Here is a 20784-nt window from a genome sequence, read left to right on the forward strand (position 1 = left end):
GCGCAACGGGCGGCATACCATGGAAGAGGCGCCGCAGGAAGAGCGCGACGCAGCAGAAGTTGTCGATGAACAGGTGGCGGAAACGCAGATGAGCAGCAAGTCCGTCCAGCAGCTTGACCGTGTGGTGATCCGGTTCGCTGGGGACTCGGGCGACGGGATGCAGCTGACTGGCGACCGCTTCACCTCCGAGACGGCCGCCCTCGGCAACGACCTGTCGACGCTCCCCAACTTCCCGGCCGAGATCCGTGCGCCCCAGGGCACGCTCCCAGGCGTCTCGAGCTTCCAGCTGCACTTCGCCGACCACGACGTCCTCACCCCGGGCGATGCGCCGGACGTGCTCGTGGCGATGAACCCGGCGGCGCTCAAGGCCAACCTGCGAGACCTCCCGCGTGGCGCGACGATCATCGCCAACACCGACGAGTTCACCAAGCGCAACCTCGCCAAGGTCGGCTACACCACCAACCCCCTCGAGGACGGCAGCCTCGAGTCCTGGCACCTGCACCCGGTGGCACTGACGTCGATCACCGTCGAGGCACTGGCCGGGTTCGACAGCCTCTCGCGCAAGGACAAGGAGCGCGCGAAGAACATGTTCGCGCTCGGCCTGCTGTCGTGGATGTACCACCGTCCGACGGCCGGCACCGAGGCCTTCCTCAACAAGAAGTTCGGCTCCCGGCCCGACATCCTCGCCGCCAACCTGGCCGCGCTCAAGGCCGGGCTGAACTACGGCGAGACGACCGAGGACTTCGCCGTCTCCTACGAGATCGCCCCGGCCCCCATGGCCGCCGGCACCTACCGCAACATCACCGGCAACGCCGCCCTCGCGTTCGGCCTGGTCAGCGCCTCGCACCGCGCCGGCATACCCCTCGTGCTCGGGTCCTACCCGATCACCCCCGCCTCCGACATCCTGCACACCCTCGCTGGCCTCAAGCGCTACGGCGTCACGACCCTGCAGGCCGAGGACGAGATCGCCGGCATCGGCGCCGCTCTCGGTGCGTCGTTCGGTGGCGCGATCGGCGTGACGACCACCTCGGGGCCGGGGGTGGCCCTGAAGTCCGAGACGATCGGCTTGGGCGTCTCCCTCGAGCTGCCCCTGATCATCGTCGACGTCCAGCGCGGCGGCCCGTCGACAGGACTGCCGACCAAGACCGAGCAGTCCGACCTGCTCCAGGCGATGTTCGGCCGCAACGGCGAGTCTCCGGTGCCGATCATCGCGCCGCAGTCCCCAGCCGACTGCTTCGTCGCCGCGATCGAGGCCGTCCGCATCGCCACGACCTACCGCACGCCGGTCTTCCTGCTCTCCGACGGCTACCTCGCCAACGGCTCCGAGCCGTGGTCGATCCCGTCCGTGTCCGACCTACCCGACCTCACCGTCACGTTCGCCACCGAGCCCAACGACACCGACGCCAAGGGTGAGCCGGTCTTCCACCCGTTCAAGCGCGACGACACCACGCTCGCGCGACCCTGGGCTGTCCCGGGCACCCCCGGGCTCGAACACCGCATCGGCGGCATCGAGAAGGCCAACATCACCGGCAACATCTCCTACGACCCCGACAACCACGACCTCATGACGCGCCTGCGCGCCGCCAAGGTCGACCGCATCGCGGACACCATCGGCGACCTCGAGGTCGACGACCCCAGCGGTGAGGCATCCGTCCTCGTGCTCGGGTGGGGGTCGACCTACGGACCGATCGCCGCGGCGGCACGCAGCGTCCGCAACACCGGGGCCAAGGTCGCCCGCGCGCACCTGCGCCACCTCAACCCGTTCCCCGCCAACACGGGCGAGGTCCTGCGTCGTTACGACCGGGTGCTCGTCCCCGAGATGAACATGGGCCAGCTCGCGATGCTCCTGCGCGCCAAGTACCTCGTCGACGTCCACTCGTTCACCCAGGTGCGCGGGTTGCCCTTCACCACCGTCGAGCTGGCCGACGCCATCGTGGCGCTCGCCGTGCCTGCCGACGAGACCGCCACTTCGGAGGTGCGCGCGTGACCACCGACCTCGGTATGCCGTCGACGGGAGCTCCCAGCGGCACCGCCGGGGTGCCCGCGCTGCCTGACGGCGCGCCCGCCCAGACCAAGCGCGAGTTCACCTCCGACCAGGAGGTCCGCTGGTGTCCTGGGTGCGGTGACTACGCGATCCTGGCGGCAGTGCAGGGGTTCCTGCCCGAGCTCGGACTCAAGCGCGAGAACATCGTGTTCGTCTCCGGGATCGGCTGCTCCTCGCGGTTCCCGTACTACCTCGACACCTACGGCATGCACTCGATCCACGGCCGGGCGCCCGCCATCGCGACGGGTCTGGCCACGAGCCGCCCGGACCTGTCCGTGTGGGTCGTCACCGGTGACGGCGACGCGCTGTCGATCGGCGGCAACCACCTGATCCACGCCCTGCGCCGCAACGTCAACCTCACCATCCTGCTGTTCAACAACCAGATCTACGGGCTCACGAAGGGGCAGTACTCCCCCACGTCCGAGCTGGGCAAGATCACCAAGTCCACCCCGATGGGCTCGGTCGACCACCCGTTCAACCCGGTGTCGCTGGCGCTGGGCGCCGAGGCGACGTTCGTGGCCCGCACCATGGACTCCGACCGCAAGCACCTCACCGAGGTCCTGCGGGCCGCGGCCGAGCACCGCGGCACCTCGCTCGTCGAGATCTACCAGAACTGCCCGATCTTCAACGACGGGGCGTTCGACCTGATCAAGGACCGGTCCGAGCAGGAGGCACGCATCGTCCACCTCGCCGACGGAGCACGGGTCCAGGTCGGGCCTGAGGGCGACCGCCAGGTGCTGGTGCGGCGCACCGGTGGCTCGATGGAGTTCGTGCCCGAGGCGCAGTCCGAGGGCTGCGACGTCGTCGTGCACGACACCGGTGCGCACGACCCGACCCAGGCGTTCGCCCTGTCGCGGCTGGACTCCCCCGAGATGACCCACGTGCCGATGGGGATCTTCCGCAACGTCGAGCGCGCCACCTACGACGATCTCGTCCGAGCCCAGGTCTCCGCTGCCATCGACACCGCTGGCGGCCGCCCGACGGACGCCGACCTCGACGATCTCATCCACGGGCGCGACACCTGGACCGTGGCGTGAGCCTGCTCGCCGCGGACACCCGCTGAGGTGGGCCGCGACGAGCAGCAGCGGGGCGCGGCATACGGGCTGCTGGCCTATGGCATCTGGGGCCTGTTCCCGCTGTACTTCGCGGCGCTGCGACCGGCCGGTGCCTGGGAGGTCCTGAGCCACCGGATCCTGTGGACCGTCCTGCTCTGCGTCGCCGTGCTGGTCGTCCGACGCGACCTGCGCTGGCTGCGGCAGCTGCGCGACCGGCCGCGGCTGGCGCTCGGGGTGGCGGTGGCTGCCCTGCTGATCGCGGGCAACTGGGTCATCTACGTCGCCGCCGTGCTCCAAGGGCACACGACGGAGGCTGCCCTCGGCTACTTCCTCAACCCGGTCGTCACGGTGGCACTGGGCGTGCTCGTGCTGCGTGAGCGGCTGCGGCCCCTGCAATGGGTGGCGGTGGGCATCGGGGCCTTCGCCGCGGTCTACCTCAGTGTCGCGGCCGGCTCGGTCCCCCTGATCGCGGTGTCGCTCGCCTGCACGTTCGGGGGCTACGGCCTGGTCAAGAAGAAGGTCGGCGTGAGCCTGCAGGCCCTGCACTCCCTCACCGCTGAGACCCTCGTGCTGACGCCGATCGCCCTGGTGCTGCTCGCCGTCCTCACGGTTCGCGGCGACACGACCTTCACCACCGACGGGTCCTGGCACACGACCCTGCTCGTGCTCTCCGGCATCCTCACCGCGACCCCGTTGCTGCTGTTCGCCTCGGCCGCCCGCCGGGTCCCGCTCGTCACGATCGGGCTGCTGCAGTTCGTCACGCCCGTCCTGCAGCTCCTGTGCGGGGTGTTGCTCCTGCACGAGCACATGTCAGGGCAACGGTGGGTCGGCTTCGGGATCGTCTGGGTGGCGCTGGCGGTGCTGAGCTTCGACTCGACGCGCAGCTACGGGATCAGCCGACGCGCGTGACCACACTCGTGGCGAGCGCCAGCAACGCGGCCTTCGCGTCAGTGTCCGGCAGCGGTGCCAGTGCGTCCTGAGCCTGCTTGGCCACCGCCGAGGTGTGCTCACGGGCACGGTCCATCGCCGGGTTGGCGCGCAACAGCTCGAGCGCCTGCCCCAACCGGGTCTCGTCCTCGCGCAGATCCGATCGCAGGAGCTCCCGCAGGGTCGCGTCGGCAGGGTCCGTCGAGGCGAGTGCGTAGAGCACGGGCAGGGTCGCCTTGCCCTCACGCAGGTCCGTGCCGGGTGTCTTGCCGCTCTCCTCGGCGTCGGAGGCCACGTCGATGAGGTCGTCGGCGAGCTGGAACGCCATGCCGAGGCGTTCGCCGAACTCGCGCAGGATCTCGACGGTCGGAGCGTCGCAGCCGGCGAACATGGCGCCGTAGCGCGCCGCCGTCGCGATGAGCACCCCGGTCTTGTCGGCGAGGATGCGCAGGTAGTAGTCGACCGGGTCCTCACCCGCCGGCGTCGGGCGGTCGTCGCGGATCTGGCCCGAGCAGAGCCGGACGAAGGTCTCCGCCTGGATCTTGACCGCCTCGGCGCCGAGGTCAGCGATGATCGACGACGCGGTGCCGAACAACATGTCACCCACGAGGATCGCGGTGGAGTTGCCGTACTTGGCGTTGGCGCTGGGCGCGCCGCGGCGCACGGTCGCCTCGTCCATGACGTCGTCATGACACAGCGACGCGACGTGGGTGAGCTCGACCCCGGCGGCCGCAGCCACAACATCGGGGTTGATGCCAGACCCGACCTCGGCGGCGAGCAGCGTGAGCAACGGCCGGAACCGCTTGCCGCCCGCCTCGATGAGGTGGCTGTTGGCCTCGGCGATGAAGGGGTCGTCGTGGTCGACCTCGCGCCGCAGGAGCGCGTCGACCTCAGCCAATCCCTCCTGGAGCCGCCCGGCCAGGGCCTCAGAGGTGAACGGGAGCGCCAGGACCGCCGGCTTGAGGGGGCCTGGCGTCATCTGACAAGGAACATCGACGACCGCGAGGCGAGGTCGAGGACCTGCGACGGCAGGATGCCGAGGACGAGCGTGACGAGGGTGCCGATCGTGATGGCCACCGTGGTCAGGGGGGACGCGACCTGGGCGACGACCGTCTCGCCCGCCGGCGGCTCCGTGAAGTACATCAGCACGATGAGCCGGACGTAGACGAAGGCGGTGATCACGCTGCAGAGCACACCGATGATGACGAGGGCGACCCCGGCGCGACCGCCGAAGCTGATCGCCGGCGAGAACGCGGCATACTTCGCGGCGAAGCCGGAGGTGAGCGGTATGCCGGCGAAGGCCAGCAGCAGGAAGGCGAAGACCCCGGCGACCACCGGGTGGTTGCGGCCCAGCCCAGCCCACTGCGACAGGTGCGACGCCTCGGAACCGCCCTGGCGCACCATCGAGACGACTGCGAACGCGGCGATCGTCATGAACCCGTAGGCGACGAGGTAGAACATCGTGCCGGACACGCCGGTCACGTCGAACGCGAGCACAGCGACGAGGATGAAGCCCGCGTGGGCGATCGAGGAGTAGGCGAGCAGCCGCTTGACGTCGGTCTGGGTCACCGAGAGCACGGAGCCGACCACCATCGTCAGCGCGGCGACGGCGATGATGCCCAGGCGCCAGTCCCAGCGGCTGGCCTGCAGGCCGACGTAGACCAGCCGGAGGATCGCGCCGAACGCAGCGACCTTGGTGCAGGCGGCCATGAAGCCGGTGACCGGGGTGGGCGCGCCCTGGTAGACGTCAGGCGTCCACGAGTGGAACGGCACCGCGCCCACCTTGAACAGCAGCCCGACCAGCACGAAGACGACACCGGGCAGCAGCAGCCCTTCCATCGGGCCGGACGCGGTGCTGATGGCCGTCGCGATGTCAGCGAGGTAGATCGAGCCCGCGTAGCCGTAGAGGAGCGCTGCGCCGAAGAGGAAGAACGCCGAGCTGAAGGCGCCGAGCAGGAAGTACTTGAGCGAGGCCTCCTGGGAGAGCAGGCGACGTCGGCGCGCGAGCCCGCAGAGCAGGTACAGCGGCAGCGAGAGCACCTCGAGGGCGACGAACATCGTCAGCAGGTCGCCCGCAGCGGGGAACAGCATCATGCCCACGACAGCGAACATCGTCAGGGGGAAGACCTCGCTGGTCCCGAGTCCAGCCCGCAGGGCAGCGGCCTCGTGCGGCGAGCCCGGGATGGCAGCACCCATCGGGGTGAACGCGTCGGCACCCCGACCGCCGAACTTCTCGGCCATGGTGAGCACGCCCAGGATCGACATGAGCAGGATGGCGCCCTGGAGGAACAGCGACGGACCGTCGATGATCACCGCCTGTCGCAAGGTGCCGCCGCGGTTCGCCGTCGTGGTCGAGACGAAGACGAGCACGAGGAATGCCGCGACGAGGCCCGCAAGGGCGAGGACGACCTGGATGGTGTGGCGCAGGGCGCGGGGCGCGAACGCCTCGACAAGGACGCCCAGCATCGCCACGCCGACGACCACGAGCATCGGCGCAATCGCGCCGTACTTGACGTCGGCACGCTGGAAGTCGGCGAACGGCATGGTCGACGACAGTCCGGTGAAGTGCGTCGTCAGGCTCGAAGCAGCGAGCGTGGATGTCACGGCGGGCATCACTTGGCGCTCCCGTCAGCGGTGGTGGGGACAGTGGGCGCGGGGTCGGTCACACCGACGTATTGCAGGGTCCTGGCGACGGCCGGGTTGAGGACGTCGAGCACCGGCTTGGGGTAGAAGCCCAGCACGAGGAAGGCGGCGATCAGCGGGGCGACCACGACCTTCTCGCGCAGCGTGATGTCGAGGACGCGCTCGCGGGAGGTGGACAGGTCGGGCTCAGGGCCGGTCATCATCCGCTTGTACATGAGCAGGATGTAGAGCGCGGCGAGCACGATGCCGGCCGTCGCGATCACAGCGGCGACCTTGTAGCGCTGGAAGGTGCCGACGAGCACGAGGAACTCCGACACGAACGAGCTCAGTCCCGGCAGCGCCAGACCCGACAGGCCCGCCACGAGGAACACTCCCGCGAGCCCGGGGGTGATGCGCTGCCACCCACCGAAGTCCGGGATCCGCTTGCTGCCGCGGCGGGCGATGAGCATCGCCGCGATGAGGAACAGAGCCGCAGTCGAGAACCCGTGGTTGAGCATGTAGAGCGTCGCCCCGGACCCACCGGTCGAGGTGAGCGCGAAGATGCCGAGCACGATGAAGCCGAAGTGGCTCACCGAGGTGTAGGCGATCAGGCGCATGACGTCCGTCTGGCCGATCGCCAGCAGCGCGCCGTAGAGCACCGAGATCACGGCGAGGACCAGCACGACGGGCGTCGCCCACTTGCTCGCCTCGGGGAAGAGCTGCAAGCAGAACCGGATCATCCCGAAGGTGCCGACCTTGTCGAGCACACCGACGAGCAGGACCGCCGTCGCCGGGCGGGCTTCGGTGGCGGCGTCGGGCAGCCAGGTGTGGACCGGCCACATCGGCGCCTTGACCGCGAACGCGAAGAAGAAGGCCACGAACATCAGCCGCTCGGGCACCACGCCGATCGACAGGCCGGTGAGCTTGGAGACGAGGAAGCCCTCGGAGCCGCCAGGTCCGTAGTGGTAGAGCGCGATGACCCCGACGAGCATCACCAGGCCGCCGGCGAGCGAGAACAGCAGGAACTTCACCGCGGCATACTGCCGGCGCGGGCCGCCGTAGGAGCCGATCAGGAAGTAGACCGGGATGAGCATGGCCTCGAAGAAGACGTAGAACAAGAACACGTCGGTCGCGGCGAAGACCCCGACCATGAAGGTCTCGAGGACGAGCATGAGGGCGAAGTAGTTCTTCTCCCGCTTGCCACCCTCGGGGACGTCCTGCCACGCGGCGAGGATGCAGACCGGCGCGAGGACGACCGCCATGAGGATCATGACCAGGGCGATGCCGTCGACGCCGACGGAGTACGAGACCCCGAACTGCGGGATCCACTGGTGCTGCTCGCTCAGCTGGAACTGCTGCTTGGAGCCGGACGTGAACTGCAGGGCCGCCGCGATGCCGAGCACGAGCGTCAGCACAGAGGTGCCCAGCGCGATGTGCTTGGCCCGGTCGGCGACCCCGGCCGGAAGCGCGGCCACGACGGCAGCACCGATGAGCGGGATCAACCCGATCACGGTCAGCCAGGGGAAGTTCGTCATTACTGGATCACCCACAGAGCACCGAGAATGGCGACGACACCAGCGAGCATCGTCAGGGCATAGGAACGCGCGAAGCCGTTCTGGACGCGGCGCAGCCGGCTCGACGTGCCACCGACCAGGGCGGCCAGGCCACCCACCGCACCGTCGACGCCACGGTTGTCGGCGAAGACCAGCGAGCGGGTCAGGTGGACGCCCGGGCGCATGAACACGCCCTCGTTGACGTCGTCCTGGTAGAGGTCGCGACGCGCGGCCTGGGTCAGCAGCGAGCCGGTCGGCGCGGTCGCGGGGACCTCGTCACGCCAGTACCGCATCCAGGCCAGCGCGATGCCGCCTGCGACCAGCACGAGCGTCAGCGTCATGAGGGCCCAGACGGGCAGCACCGGCTCGCTCTCGGCGTGGGCGCCGACGACCGGCTCCAGCCAGCTCACGAAGGTGCCACCGACGCTCAGGATCAGACCGAGAAAGGCCGAGCCCACCGCCAGCACCATCATCGGCACCGTCATCGTGCGTGGCGACTCGTGCGGGTGCAGGGCACCGGGCCCGGAGTCGACCCAGCGGCGCTTGCCGTGGAACGTCATGAAGAACAGCCGCGACATGTAGAACGCGGTGATCCCCGCGCCGATGAGCGCGGCGCCGCCGAAGACCCACGGCCGCCAGCCCTCACCGATGAAGGCCGCCTCGATGATCTTGTCCTTGGACCAGAAGCCAGAGAACGGCGGCACGCCCAGGATGGCCAGCCAGCCGAACCCGAAGGTGACCCAGGTGATCTTCATGGCACCGGACAGCCCGCCGAAGCGGCGCATGTCGACCTGGTCGTCCATGCCGTGCATGACGGACCCAGCGCCGAGGAACATGCCGGCCTTGAAGAAGCCGTGGGTGAGCAGGTGGAAGATCGCGAAGGCGTAACCGACCGGACCAAGGCCGGCGGCCAGCATCATGTAGCCGATCTGGCTCATGGTGGATGCTGCCAGGGCCTTCTTGATGTCGTCCTTGGCGCAGCCGACGATGGCACCGAAGAGCAAGGTGATCGTGCCCACGATGACGACGGCGAGCCGCGCGTTGGGCGCGAGGTCGAAGATCGCGTGGCTGCGGACCACGAGGTAGACCCCGGCCGTCACCATCGTCGCCGCGTGGATGAGGGCCGACACCGGCGTGGGGCCGGCCATGGCGTCACCCAGCCAGCTCTGCAGGGGGAACTGCGCGGACTTGCCGCAGGCGCCGAGCAGCAGCATCAGGCCGATCGCCGTGAGGACTCCCGGGGAGGCGTGCGAGGCCCCCGCGAAGACGCCGGCGAAGTCGACCCGCCCGAAGGTGACGAACATGATCATGATCGCGATGGAGAGCCCGAAGTCGCCGACGCGGTTGACGACGAAGGCCTTGTTGGCCGCGGTCGCGTAGGCCGGGTTGTGGTTCCAGAAGCCGATCAGCAGGTAGGACGCCAGACCGACGCCCTCCCAACCGACATAGAGCAGCAGGTAGGAGTTCGCCAGCACCAGCAGCAGCATCGAGGCGACGAAGAGGTTGAGGTAGGCGAAGAAGCGCCGCTTGTCGGGGTCGTGCTCCATGTAGCCCAGGGAGTAGACGTGGATCAGCGAACCGACGAAGGTCACCAGCAGGACGAACGTCATCGACAGCTGGTCGAGCTGCATCCCTGCCTCGACGTGGAACGACCCGGCCGGCACCCAGTCGAACAGGTGGATCGAGGCCGCCCGCTCGTCCGCCCCTCGGCCGAGCATGAGCATCCAGAGCACGAAGCCCACGACGAACGAGCCCCAGGACATCAGGGTCGCGAACAGCGGCCCCCAGCCGTCGGTGGCGCGGCCGCCGAGCAGCAGGACGGCAGCCCCGAGCACCGGCAGGGCCACCAGGAGCCAGGTGTATGCCGTGAAGCCGGTCGCCGCGTGGACGGCACTCTCGGCTGTGGCGAGTGTTGCGAGGGAAGTCACCTGTCGGCCCCTTCTACAGCTTCAGCAGGTTGGCGTCGTCGACCGAGGCCGAGCGGCGGGCACGGAAGATGGCGATGATGATCGCCAGTCCGACGACGACCTCGGCAGCCGCGACCACCATGACGAACAGGGCGATCACCTGGCCGTCGAGGTTGCCGTGCATCCGCGCGAACGTCACGAACATCAGGTTGGTCGCGTTGAGCATCAGCTCGACCCCCATGAACACGACGATGGCGTTGCGTCGCATGAGCACGGTGGCGCCGCCGATCGCGAACAGCAGCGAGGAGAGGTAGATGTAGTTGACGAGGTTCATCGGGTCTCGCCCTCCTTGAGGTCGCGCTCGATGGCGTGCTCCGCATCGACGTGTCGGGTCGGGACCGTGACCTGCTCACGCGCGCTGAGCACGCGGGAGACGGACAGCTCGCTCGGGCTGCCGTCGGGCAGCAGGGCCGGCGTGTCGACGGCGTTGTGGCGGGCGTAGACACCGGGGGCCGGCAGGCCGGCGACGTTGCGGTTCTGGAGGATACGGCGCTCAGACCACTGCCGCTGGCTCGGCTTGATGCCGAGGCGCTCGCGGTGGGCGAGCACCATCGCACCCAGGGCGGCCGTGATGAGCAGCGCCGAGGTGATCTCGAAGACCCAGACGTACTGGCCGAAGATCAGCTCGGCGACGGCGCTGACGTTGCCCTTGGTCGTGTTCACCGCGGACAGGCCCTTCGCCGGGCCGAACTGCACGCGGCCCACGGCCGAGAAGATCAGCGCAGCCAGGCCGAGGCTGAGCAGCAGGGCCGCCCACTTCTGGCCCTTGAGCGTCTCGACGAGCGAGTCCGAGGAGTCGACACCGACGAGCATGAGCACGAACAGGAACAGCATCATGACTGCGCCGGTGTAGACGAAGATCTGGATGATGCCGAGGAAGTCGGCCTGCTCGGCGATGTAGAAGATGCCGAGGTTGATCATCACCAGCGCCATGCCCAAGGCTGCGTGGACAGCCTTCTTGGCAAAGAGCAGGCCGGTCGCCGCAAGGACGCTGATCGGCCCCAGGACCCAGAACATCACCTCTTCGCCGAGGCCCGTCATGCGCCCTGTCCTTCCTGCGCGGGGGCGGGCTGGGTGTCCGGGTGGGCATCCACCCAAGCCGCCTGCTCGGGCGTGGCCCGGCTGACCTTGCCCTGGTAGTAGTCGCGCTCCTCGAGGCCGTCGACCATGGGGTGCGGGGCGGGCAGCATCCCTTCGAGCAGCGGCGCGAGCAGCTGCTCCTTGGTGAAGATGAGGTCGGCGCGGTTGTTGTCGGCCAGCTCATAGAAGTTCGTCATGGTGAGCGCCCGCGTCGGGCACGCCTCGATGCACAGACCACAGAAGATGCAGCGCAGGTAGTTGATCTGGTAGACGCGGCCATAGCGCTCACCAGGCGAGAACCGAGCTTCCTCGGTGTTGGAGGCGCCCTCGACGAGAATGGCGTCGGCCGGGCAGGCCCACGCGCACAGCTCGCACCCCACGCACTTCTCCAGCCCGTCAGGGTGGCGGTTCAGCTGGTGGCGCCCGTGGAACCGCGGCTGGGTCGGCCGCTTCTCCTCCGGGTACTCCTCGGTCTCCAGCTTGCGGAACATGGTGGCGAAGGTGACGCCGAATCCGCCGACGGGGGCGAACAGGTCGGCGAAGAACCCGCCCTTCTTCTGGTCTTCAGCTCCTCGATCAACCACGAGTGGCCTCCTTCTCGGGTGCGCGCTGGTCGGGGGCTCGCTGGTCGGGGGCTCGGTCCCTGATGCTCAGGGTCGGCTCCTTGAGCCGCTGGCCAGGCAGGGGCGGCACGGGGTACCCACCCGCGAACGGGTCGATCTCCTCCGGTGGGGCGACCTCGCGGGCAGCCCGGGCGTCGGCCGCCTTGCCCTCCCACACGTAGTAGGCGAGCAGCACCGCACCGGCGACGACCACGACGAAGATGAAGCTCAACAGCGGGTACTGGCGTCCGCGGAGCGTGAACGTCGGCCCCGCGATGAAGCCGAGCTGGCTCGCCCGGATGAACGCGGCGACCACGACCCAGGCCAACGTGACCGGGATCAGGAACTTCCAGCCGAACCGCATGAACTGGTCGTACCGGACGCGTGGCAGCGAGCCCCGGAGCCAGACGAAGACGAACATGAAGAGCCAGAGCTTGATGACGAACCACAGCAGGCCCCACCAGGCGTGGTTGAACATGCCGTCGTTGATCGCGGAGATGCCGGGAGGCGCCTGCCAGCCTCCGAGGAACATCGTCGTGGCCAGCGCCGAGACGGTGAACATGTTGACGTACTCGCCGAGGAAGAACATCGCGAACTTCAGCGAGGAGTACTCGGTGTGGAACCCACCGGTGAGCTCGCCCTCACCCTCGGCGAGGTCGAACGGCAGGCGGTTGGTCTCGCCGACCATCGTCACGACGTAGACGAAGAAGCTCGGGATGAGCGGGATGACGTACCAGAGACTCCGCTGTGCGTAGACGATCTGCGAGGTCGACATGGACCCGCTGTAGATGAACACCGCGACGAGCGACAGGCCCATGGCGATCTCGTAGGAGATGACCTGGGCGGTGGAGCGCAGACCGCCGAGCAGCGGGTACGTCGACCCGGACGACCAGCCAGCCAGGACGATGCCGTAGACGCCGACGCCGGCGACGGCGAGCACCAGCAGCACGGCGACCGGCAGGTCGGTGAGCTGCAGCGGGGTGTGGTGGCCGAACATCCAGACGCTCGGCCCCATCGGGATGATCGCGAAGGACACGAAGGCCATGGCGCCCGCGATGGCCGGGGCCAGCGCGAAGACGACCTTGTCGGCGTTCTTGGGGGTCAGGTCCTCCTTGAGCGCCAGCTTGATGCCGTCGGCCAGCGTCTGGAGCAGGCCGAACGGGCCCGTGCGGTTGGGCCCGGGACGCTGCTGCATGCGGCCGATGACGCGCCGCTCGAACCAGATCACGAGCAGCGTGTTGAGCAGCAGGAAGACGAAGACCAGCAGCGCCTTGACCAGGTGCAGCCACCACGGGGTGTCGCTGAAGTCGGTCTTGGGGTTGTCGATGAACGGCGCGTTCGCGGCGGCGCCCGCCACGAGGTGCGGTATGCCGGTGACGGCCTGCGCGGCATACGTCGCGGTGCTCACGGGCTGACCTCACTTGTCTGGGTGGAGGACGGCGCTGGGCTCAGCCCGACGACTGCGCCGCCCGGAGTACGGACCCGGCTGCCCTCGGAGTTCGTGGGCAGCCAGACCACGTGGTCGACCATGCCCTCGGTCACGAGCAGCCGCAGCGTGATGCGATGCGCGTCGAGGGACACCACGACGTCGGAGCCGTCGGTCAGGCCGCACGCCTCGGCAGTGACCGCGGAGACCCGGGCGACGGGTCGCGCGGCGGTGCCCGCGAGGAACGGCTCGCCGTCCTGGAGGGATCCCTCGTCGAGCAGGTGGTGCCAGGTGGCCAGCACGGCTTCGCCGGCCCCGGCGCTCGGGACCTCGCCCACCGGAACGTCGGGGGCACTCGGTCGCTGTCCGGCCCACGGGCCGAGGGCGGCCATCTCGGCACGGACCTCGGCGAGGGTGCGGGCGCCGAGGAACGACCCCATCTCGGAGGCGAGCATGTCGAGCACGCGGTAGTCGGACTGGGCCGCGGTCTCGAGCGCCGCGTGGAACGAGCGCGGGCGCCCCTCCCAGTCGACGAACGTGCCGCCCTTCTCGGCGTGCGGCGCCACGGGCAGGACGACGTCGGCGACCTCGGTCACCGACGACGGGCGGTAGTCGAGCGACACGACGAAGGTCTTCGCGAGGGCCTCTTCGGAGCGGGCGTCGGCGAGGTCGGCTGCGTCCACTCCACCGACGACCAGGGCGTCGACCTGGCCGGTCGTGGCCGCCTCGATGATGCCGGCGGTGTCGCGACCCGGCGCGTCGGGCAGCCCGACGACGTCCCAGGTCTCGGCCACCTGCTCACGGGCCGCGGACTCGGCGACCGGACGGCCACCGGGCAGCAGGCCCGGGAGCGCACCGGCTTCGAGCGCACCGCGCTCGCCGGCTCGACGGGGCACCCAGGCCAGCCGGGCTCCGTGAGCCGTCGCGAGGGCAGCTGCTGCCGACAGCGCCCCAGGCACGGTGGCCAGGCGCTCGCCGACGAGGATGATCGCGCCCTCGGCCCGGAGGGCCTGGGCCGCGGCAGTGGCGGACGCGGCGACACCGTCGCCGGTGGCCCCTTCGCCGAGGGCACGCAGCACCTCTGCCTCGGTGCCGGGGGCGGCCGGGATGAGCGTGCCGCCCAGCTTGGCGAGGCCACGCGTGGCGAAGGGGGCCACGGCATACACCGCGGTCTTGTTCCTGCGAGTCGCCTTGCGCAGGCGCAGGAAGACGATCGGGCTCTCCTCCTCGGGCTCGAAGCCCACGAGGACCACGGCCTTGGCGTGCTCGAGATCGGCGTACGTCACCGAGCCACCGTCGGGCCCCGTGGCGACGACCGTCGAGGCCAGGAAGTCGGCCTCCTCGGCCGAGTGCGGCCGGGCCCGGAAGTCGATGTCGTTCGTCGCGAGGACCGCGCGGGCGAACTTGCCGTAGATGTAGGCGTCCTCGACGGACACCCGGCCACCGGTGAGCACTCCGACGCTGCGCGCGGCCTTGAGACCGGCGGCGGCGGCGGCGAGCGCCTCCGGCCACGAGGCGACCTGAAGCTCGCCGAGCTCGTCGCGGACCATCGGGAACGCGAACCGGTCGCCCGTGGTGGCGGACTGGAAGGCCCACCGGCCCTTGTCGCAGTTCCACTCCTCGTTGACCGCCGGGTCGTTGATCGCCATCCGGCGCAGGACGACGCCACGGCGGTGGTCGGTGCGGATGGCGCAGCCGGAGGCGCAGTGCTCGCACACGCTCGGGGTGGAGACCAGGTCGAAGGGGCGGCTGCGGAACCGGTATGCCGCGCCGGTCAGCGCGCCCACGGGGCAGATCTGCACCGTGTTGCCGGAGAAGTACGACTCGAACGGCTTCTCCTCGTAGATGCCGACCTGCTGGAGGGCGCCCCGCTCGACCAGCGCGATGAACGGGTCACCGGCGATCTGGTCGGAGAAGCGGGTGCAGCGCGCGCACAGCACGCACCGTTCGCGGTCGAGCAGGACCTGCGAGGAGATGTTGATCGGCTTGGGGTACGTGCGCTTGACGTCCTCGAACCGGGAGACCGCACGACCGTTGCTCATCGCCTGGTTCTGCAGGGGGCACTCGCCACCCTTGTCGCAGACCGGGCAGTCCAGCGGGTGGTTGATGAGCAGCAGCTCCATGACGCCCTGCTGCGCCTTATCGGCGACCTTGGAGGTCAGCTGCGTCTTGACCTCCATGCCCTCGGACACCGCCATGGTGCAGGAGGCCTGGGGCTTGGGCATCGGCCGCAGCGTCCCGTCGGGGCCGGGCGTGGCCACGTCGACGAGGCACTGGCGGCAGGCGCCCACGGGCTCGAGCAGCGGGTGGTCGCAGAACCGCGGGATCTCGACGCCGATCTGCTCGGCCGCGCGGATCACCAGGGTGTTCTTCGGCACCGACACCGCGACGCCGTCGATGGTGAGGTTCACCAAGTCGACGGGCGGAGGGGTCGAGGCGTCGCCGCCCGTGCTGACGGCGTTGCCGCCCGCGCTGGGGCTCGTGGTCACAGTCATGCGGATACCGAATCCTTGGCGAACAGGGTGGACTCTCGGGGGTCGAACGGGCAGCCCTGGTGCTCCAGGTGGGCGAGGTACTCCTCGCGGAAGTACTGGATGCTGCTCGTGATGGGGCTGGTCGCGCCGTCACCGAGCGCACAGAAACTGCGGCCCAGGATGTTGTCGCAGATGTCGAGGAGCTTCTCGAGATCCTCTTCGTCTCCGTGGCCGTGCTCGAGCCGACCGAGGATCTGCTTGAGCCACCACGTGCCCTCGCGGCACGGGGTGCACTTGCCGCAGGACTCGTGCTTGTAGAAGTCGGTCCAGCGGTCGACGGCCCGCACGACACAGGTCGTCTCGTCGAAGATCTGCAGCGCCCGGGTGCCGAGCATCGACCCGGCGGCGGCCACCGACTCGAAATCGAGTGGGGTGTCGAGGTGCTCGTCGGTGAACAGCGGCGTCGACGAGCCACCCGGCGTCCAGAACTTGAGCTTCTTGTTGGGGTCGCGCATGCCACCGGCCATGTCGAGCAGCTCGCGCAGGGTGATGCCGAGCGGCGCTTCGTACTGGCCGGGACGCTTGACGTGACCCGAGAGGCTGAAGATGCCGAAACCCTGGGACTTCGCGGTGCCCATGCCGGAGAACCAGTCGGCGCCGTGCAGCAGGATCGGCGGGACCGAGGCGATCGACTCGACGTTGTTGACGACGGTCGGGCGGGCGTAGAGCCCGGCCACGGCGGGGAACGGCGGCTTGAGGCGCGGCTGGCCGCGACGGCCTTCGAGGCTGTCGAGCAGCGCGGTCTCCTCGCCACAGATGTAGGCGCCGGCACCCGCGTGCACGGTGATGTCGAGGTCGAAGCCCGAGCCGTGGATGTTCGTGCCGAGGTGGCCCGCGGCATACGCCTCCTCGACCGCGCGCAGCAGCCGGCGGTAGACGTGGACCACCTCACCGCGCAGGTAGATGAAGGCGTGGTTGCAGCCGATGGCATAGGACGTGATGACACAGCCCTCGATGAGGAACTGCGGCGCCGCCATCATCAGCGGGATGTCCTTGCAGGTGCCCGGTTCGGACTCGTCGGCGTTGACCACGAGGTAGCGGGGGCCACCGTCGGGCGGGGGCAGGAAGCCCCACTTCATGCCGGTCGGGAAGCCCGCGCCGCCACGGCCGCGCAGCCCGGAGTCCTTGGTCATCTGGACCAGGTCGGCCGGCTTCATGCCCAGCGCCTTCTTCAGCGCCTGGTAGCCCTCGTTGCGCTCGTAGGTCTCGAGCGTCCAGGACTGGGGGTCATCCCAGAACTTGGTGAGGATCGGGGTGAGCGTGGTGGTCACAGACGTCACTTCCCCTCGGCCGGCGGCATGCCCGGCAACGTGTCGGCGGCGTTGGACGGCGTGTCGGTGGAGCTGTGGCGACCGCGGGCGACGCCACCGGGCGCGCTGTCCGCCGGCACCTCGGCCGTATGCCGCGCAGGCGTGCCGTTGGGGGCCGTCCAGTCGTGCTCACGGGCGACCCGAAGTCCCTCGAGCGACGCGGGGCCTGCGCCGACGCCCTCGTCCGCGAGGCCGTCGTTGAAGCCGGCGAGCACCCGGGAGACCTGCGTGAAGGTGCAGACCCGGGACGGGCCGCGGCTGGGCGTGACGTCGGCACCGGACCGCAGGTCGTCGACGAGCTGCTTGGTCGACTCCGGGGTCTGGTTGTCGAAGAACTCCCAGTTGGCCATGACGACCGGCGCGTAGTCGCACGCCGCGTTGCACTCGACGCGCTCGAGGGTGATCTTGCCGTCGGGGGTGGTCTCGTCGTGGCCGATGCCGAGGTGCTCGGAGACCTCGTCCCAGATCTGGTCGCCGCCCATGATCGCGCAGAGCGTGTTGGTGCAGACGCCGACGGTGTACTCGCCGTTGGGGTGGCGCTTGTACTGGGTGTAGAACGTCGCGACGCCGGACACCTCCGCCATGCTCAGGTCGAGGACCTCGGCGCAGAACTCGATGCCGCGGCCCGTGACGTAGCCGTCGACGCTCTGCACGAGGTGCAACAGCGGCAGCAGCGCCGAACGCTTCTGCGGGTAGCGGGCGACGACCTGCGCGGCGTCCTCGTGGAGGCTGGCCAGCACGTCGGCGGCATACGGCTCCTTGGACTCCGCAGCGACGGTCAGGTGTCCTGCCGCGGTCTGAACTCCGTAGTGCTCCATCAGTGCTTGTCCTTTCGCGCAACGACGGACGCTCCGGTCCTCGCTCGCTGGAGCTCGCTGCGATCCTCACGACCTGTCGCGCTCATCGGTCCACGCCTCCCATGACGGGGTCGATCGAGGCGACCGCGACGATGACATCGGCGATCTGGCTGCCTTCGCACATCACGGCCGTGGCCTGCAGGTTGTTGAACGACGGGTCGCGGAAGTGCGCGCGGTAGGGGCGCGTGCCGCCGTCGGACACCGCGTGGCAGCCAAGCTCGCCCTTGGGGCTCTCGATCGCGGCGTACGCCTGACCGGGCGGCACCCGGAAGCCCTCGGTGACCAGCTTGAAGTGGTGGATGAGGGACTCCATCGAGGTGCCCATGATCTCGCGGATGTGGTCGAGGCTGTTGCCCATGCCGTCGCTGCCGATGGCGAGCTGGGCAGGCCAGGCGATCTTCTTGTCCTGGACCATCACCGGCCCGGGGTTGGCCTGCAGCCGGTCGATGCACTGCTCGGCGATCTTGAGCGACTCGTACATCTCGTCGATGCGGATGCGCAGGCGGGCGTAGGCATCAGCCTCGGTGCGCGTGATGACCTCGAACTCGTAGGTCTCGTAGCCGCAGTAGGGGTCCAGCTTGCGCAGGTCGTGGGGCAGGCCCGTCGACCGCAGCATCGGCCCGGTGATACCCAGGGCCATGCAGCCCGACAGGTCGAGGTAGCCGACGTCGGTGGTGCGCCCCTTGAGGATGGGGTTCTCGTTGAGCAGCAGCTCGAGCTCGCCCAGACCCTTGCGCACCAACGGAATCGTGTCGCGCACCTTGTCGATGGCGCCGGGGGGAGGTCCTGGGCCACACCGCCGGGCCGGATGAACGCGTTGTTCATGCGCAGCCCGGTGATCATCTCGAAGATGGCCAGGATGCGCTCCCGCTCGCGGAAGCCGACCGTCATCACGGTGGTCGCGCCCATCTCCATGCCACCCGTGGCCAGGGCCACGAGGTGGGACGTGATGCGGTTGAGCTCCATGAGCAGCACCCGGATGACACTGGCCCGCTCGGGGATCTGGTCGGTGATGCCGAGCAGCTTCTCGACGGCGAGGCAGAACGCGGCCTCGTTGAAGAACGGGGTGAGGTAGTCCATCCGCGTGCAGAACGTCACGCCCTGGGTCCAGGTGCGGAACTCCATGTTCTTCTCGATGCCGGTGTGGAGGTAACCGATGCCCGCACGGGTCTCGGTCACGGTCTCACCGTCGAGCTCGAGGATGAGTCGCAGCACGCCGTGGGTCGACGGGTGCTGGGGACCCATGTTGACGACGATGCGCTCCTCGTGGAGCGCAGCGGCCTCGTCGACGAGCTGGTCCCAGTCGCCACCGGTGGCGTTGAAGACGTGGGCGCCCTCGGCAGCAGCGGCGTCTGCGCCGGAGGTGGCGTAGATGTCGGTGTCGCCGGCGGGCTGGGTGATGGGGTCGGTGGTGCTCATCAGATGTAGGACCTCCGCTGGTCCGGCGGCGGGATGGTGGCGCCCTTGTACTCGACCGGGATGCCGCCAAGGGGGTAGTCCTTGCGCTGCGGGTGGCCCGGCCAGTCGTCCGGCATGAGGATGCGGGTGAGCGAGGGGTGACCGTCGAACTGGATGCCGAACATGTCCCAGGTCTCGCGCTCGTGCCAGTCGTTCGCCGGATAGATCTCGACGATCGACGGGATGTGCGGGTCCTCGTCGGGAGCGGTCACCTCGACGCGCACCCGGCGCCCGCCATGGGTGATCGAGAGGAAGTGGTAGACGGCGTGGAGCTCGCGCCCCTCCTGGCTGGGGTAGTGCACCCCGGAGACGCCCGTGCACATCTCGAACCGCAGCGCGGGGTCGTCGCGGAGCGTGCGGGCGACGGCGGGGAGGTGCTCGCGCCTGACGAACAGGGTCAGCTCGCCGCGGTCGACCACGACTCGCTCGACCGCCTCGGAGTAGGACGCGGCACCCCCGACGAGGCCCCGCTCGAGCTGGTCGGCGACCTCGTCGAAGTAGCCGCCATAGGGCCGCACGGCGGCGGCGGGGAACAACACGGGGCGCACGAGGCCGCCGTAGCCGGAGGTGTCTCCGGCATCACGGGCGCCGAACATGCCCCGGCGCTCGCCGATGACGACCGGGTCGGGAACGGTGCCCGGCGCGGCAGGCAGCCGCTCGCCGGTCTCACGGTCGACGACCGCACCCGGCTGGTCACCGATGGTGGACCCAGCGATCTCGGCGGCCGGCTGGTCGGGCCCGGCGTCCTTGGACGGCTTCGCGTCCTTGGGGGACTTCGCGTTCTCAGCCATTACGCGAGAAGGCCTTTCATCTGGTGCGTGGGCGTCGCGGTGAGCGCGGCGGCCTCGGCGGCCCGGGCGGCAGCGACGCGGTTGACGCCGAGCTTGCTGTTCTGGATCTGGTCGTGGAGCGTCAGGATCGCGTTGAGCAGCATCTCGGGCCGGGGCGGACAGCCGGGGAGGTAGACGTCGACGGGGATGATGTGGTCGACGCCCTGGACGATCGCGTAGTTGTTGAACATGCCGCCGGAGCTGGCGCACACGCCCATCGAGATGACCCACTTGGGCTCGGGCATCTGGTCGTAGACCTGGCGCACGACCGGAGCCATCTTCTGGCTGACGCGTCCGGCGACGATCATCAGGTCGGCCTGGCGCGGCGTCGCGGAGAACCGCTCCATGCCGAACCGGGCGATGTCGTAGTCGGGCGTGCCCACGGCCATCATCTCGATGGCACAGCAGGCGAGGCCGAACGTGGCCGGCCACACCGAGCTCTTGCGCATGTAGCCCGCGAGCTGCTCGACCGTCGTCAGCAGGAACCCTGCCGGGAGCTTCTCTTCGATTCCCATGTTG

General features: G+C 69.3%; 17 protein-coding genes and 1 pseudogene. 4 read left to right on the forward strand and 14 right to left on the reverse strand.

Annotated features, from left to right (window positions below; translation table 11 throughout):
- Positions 1-88 precede the first annotated feature (88 nt).
- The 3 genes from GKE56_RS10770 to rarD are packed head-to-tail and all read left to right on the forward strand — an operon-like array spanning position 89 to position 4008.
- Positions 89-1987, forward strand: coding sequence for a 2-oxoacid:acceptor oxidoreductase subunit alpha (locus GKE56_RS10770; protein WP_154684540.1), 1899 nt, complete (start codon positions 89-91; stop codon positions 1985-1987).
- Positions 1984-3081 carry a 2-oxoacid:ferredoxin oxidoreductase subunit beta gene (locus tag GKE56_RS10775; protein ID WP_195908084.1) on the forward strand — a complete coding sequence of 366 codons (1098 nt, stop codon included), beginning with the start codon at positions 1984-1986 and terminating at the stop codon, positions 3079-3081. Before GKE56_RS10770 ends, GKE56_RS10775 begins: the two co-directional genes overlap by 4 nt.
- A 27-nt stretch (positions 3082-3108) precedes the next feature.
- A complete protein-coding gene (gene rarD / locus GKE56_RS10780) occupies positions 3109-4008 on the forward strand; it encodes an EamA family transporter RarD (protein WP_154684541.1) in 900 nt (299 codons plus the stop codon).
- Here the strand turns inward: rarD and GKE56_RS10785 are convergent.
- From GKE56_RS10785 to GKE56_RS10840, 12 genes and pseudogenes are all read right to left on the reverse strand, one after another.
- A complete protein-coding gene (locus GKE56_RS10785) occupies positions 3992-5005 on the reverse strand; it encodes a polyprenyl synthetase family protein (RefSeq protein ID WP_154684542.1) in 1014 nt (337 codons plus the stop codon). The genes rarD and GKE56_RS10785 overlap by 17 nt on opposite strands.
- Positions 5002-6570 carry an NADH-quinone oxidoreductase subunit NuoN gene (gene nuoN / locus GKE56_RS10790; protein WP_370518496.1) on the reverse strand — a complete coding sequence of 523 codons (1569 nt, stop codon included), beginning with the start codon at positions 6568-6570 and terminating at the stop codon, positions 5002-5004. Before nuoN ends, GKE56_RS10785 begins: the two co-directional genes overlap by 4 nt.
- Before the next feature lie 68 nt (positions 6571-6638).
- Positions 6639-8183, reverse strand: coding sequence for an NADH-quinone oxidoreductase subunit M (locus GKE56_RS10795; protein ID WP_154684544.1), 1545 nt, complete (start codon positions 8181-8183; stop codon positions 6639-6641).
- Entirely contained in the window at positions 8183-10129 is a 1947-nt protein-coding gene (gene nuoL / locus GKE56_RS10800) for an NADH-quinone oxidoreductase subunit L (RefSeq protein ID WP_154684545.1), read from the reverse strand. Before nuoL ends, GKE56_RS10795 begins: the two co-directional genes overlap by 1 nt.
- A 13-nt stretch (positions 10130-10142) precedes the next feature.
- Positions 10143-10442, reverse strand: a complete 300-nt coding sequence (gene nuoK, locus GKE56_RS10805) for an NADH-quinone oxidoreductase subunit NuoK (protein WP_154684546.1) — start codon at positions 10440-10442, stop codon at positions 10143-10145.
- Positions 10439-11209, reverse strand: coding sequence for an NADH-quinone oxidoreductase subunit J (locus GKE56_RS10810; protein ID WP_154684547.1), 771 nt, complete (start codon positions 11207-11209; stop codon positions 10439-10441). The genes nuoK and GKE56_RS10810 overlap by 4 nt, the downstream gene beginning before the upstream one ends.
- Positions 11206-11832, reverse strand: a complete 627-nt coding sequence (gene nuoI / locus GKE56_RS10815; protein ID WP_154684548.1) for an NADH-quinone oxidoreductase subunit NuoI — start codon at positions 11830-11832, stop codon at positions 11206-11208. Before nuoI ends, GKE56_RS10810 begins: the two co-directional genes overlap by 4 nt.
- Complete coding sequence (nuoH, locus tag GKE56_RS10820; protein WP_370518381.1) at positions 11825-13258, reverse strand: NADH-quinone oxidoreductase subunit NuoH; 1434 nt, start codon at positions 13256-13258, stop codon at positions 11825-11827. The genes nuoI and nuoH overlap by 8 nt, the downstream gene beginning before the upstream one ends.
- Positions 13255-15771: an NADH-quinone oxidoreductase subunit G gene (locus GKE56_RS10825; protein WP_154684549.1), complete on the reverse strand. Its 2517-nt coding sequence runs from the start codon at positions 15769-15771 to the stop codon at positions 13255-13257. Before GKE56_RS10825 ends, nuoH begins: the two co-directional genes overlap by 4 nt.
- Positions 15768-17081, reverse strand: coding sequence for an NADH-quinone oxidoreductase subunit NuoF (gene nuoF / locus GKE56_RS10830; RefSeq protein ID WP_154684550.1), 1314 nt, complete (start codon positions 17079-17081; stop codon positions 15768-15770). The genes GKE56_RS10825 and nuoF overlap by 4 nt, the downstream gene beginning before the upstream one ends.
- Positions 17082-17086: 5 nt before the next feature.
- Positions 17087-17938, reverse strand: coding sequence for an NADH-quinone oxidoreductase subunit NuoE (nuoE, locus tag GKE56_RS10835; RefSeq protein ID WP_154684551.1), 852 nt, complete (start codon positions 17936-17938; stop codon positions 17087-17089).
- Between the two features lie 82 nt (positions 17939-18020).
- Positions 18021-18943: pseudogene (locus tag GKE56_RS10840) on the reverse strand (NADH-quinone oxidoreductase subunit D).
- On the opposite strand from GKE56_RS10840, the gene GKE56_RS18275 reads away from it, so the two are divergent.
- On the forward strand, positions 18917-19405 hold the full coding sequence (locus tag GKE56_RS18275; protein WP_370518502.1) for a hypothetical protein: 489 nt from the start codon (positions 18917-18919) through the stop codon (positions 19403-19405). The pseudogene GKE56_RS10840 and the gene GKE56_RS18275 overlap by 27 nt on opposite strands.
- On the opposite strand, the gene GKE56_RS10845 is transcribed toward GKE56_RS18275, so the two are convergent.
- Positions 19396-20226: an NADH-quinone oxidoreductase subunit C gene (locus GKE56_RS10845; protein WP_154684552.1), complete on the reverse strand. Its 831-nt coding sequence runs from the start codon at positions 20224-20226 to the stop codon at positions 19396-19398. The two genes, GKE56_RS18275 and GKE56_RS10845, sit on opposite strands and share 10 nt — an antisense overlap.
- Positions 20226-20780 carry an NADH-quinone oxidoreductase subunit B family protein gene (locus GKE56_RS10850; protein WP_154684553.1) on the reverse strand — a complete coding sequence of 185 codons (555 nt, stop codon included), beginning with the start codon at positions 20778-20780 and terminating at the stop codon, positions 20226-20228. Before GKE56_RS10850 ends, GKE56_RS10845 begins: the two co-directional genes overlap by 1 nt.
- Positions 20781-20784 lie beyond the last annotated feature (4 nt).

Origin of the sequence: Nostocoides sp. HKS02 (genome assembly GCF_009707485.1) — a bacterium.
Lineage (GTDB): Bacteria > Actinomycetota > Actinomycetes > Actinomycetales > Dermatophilaceae > Pedococcus.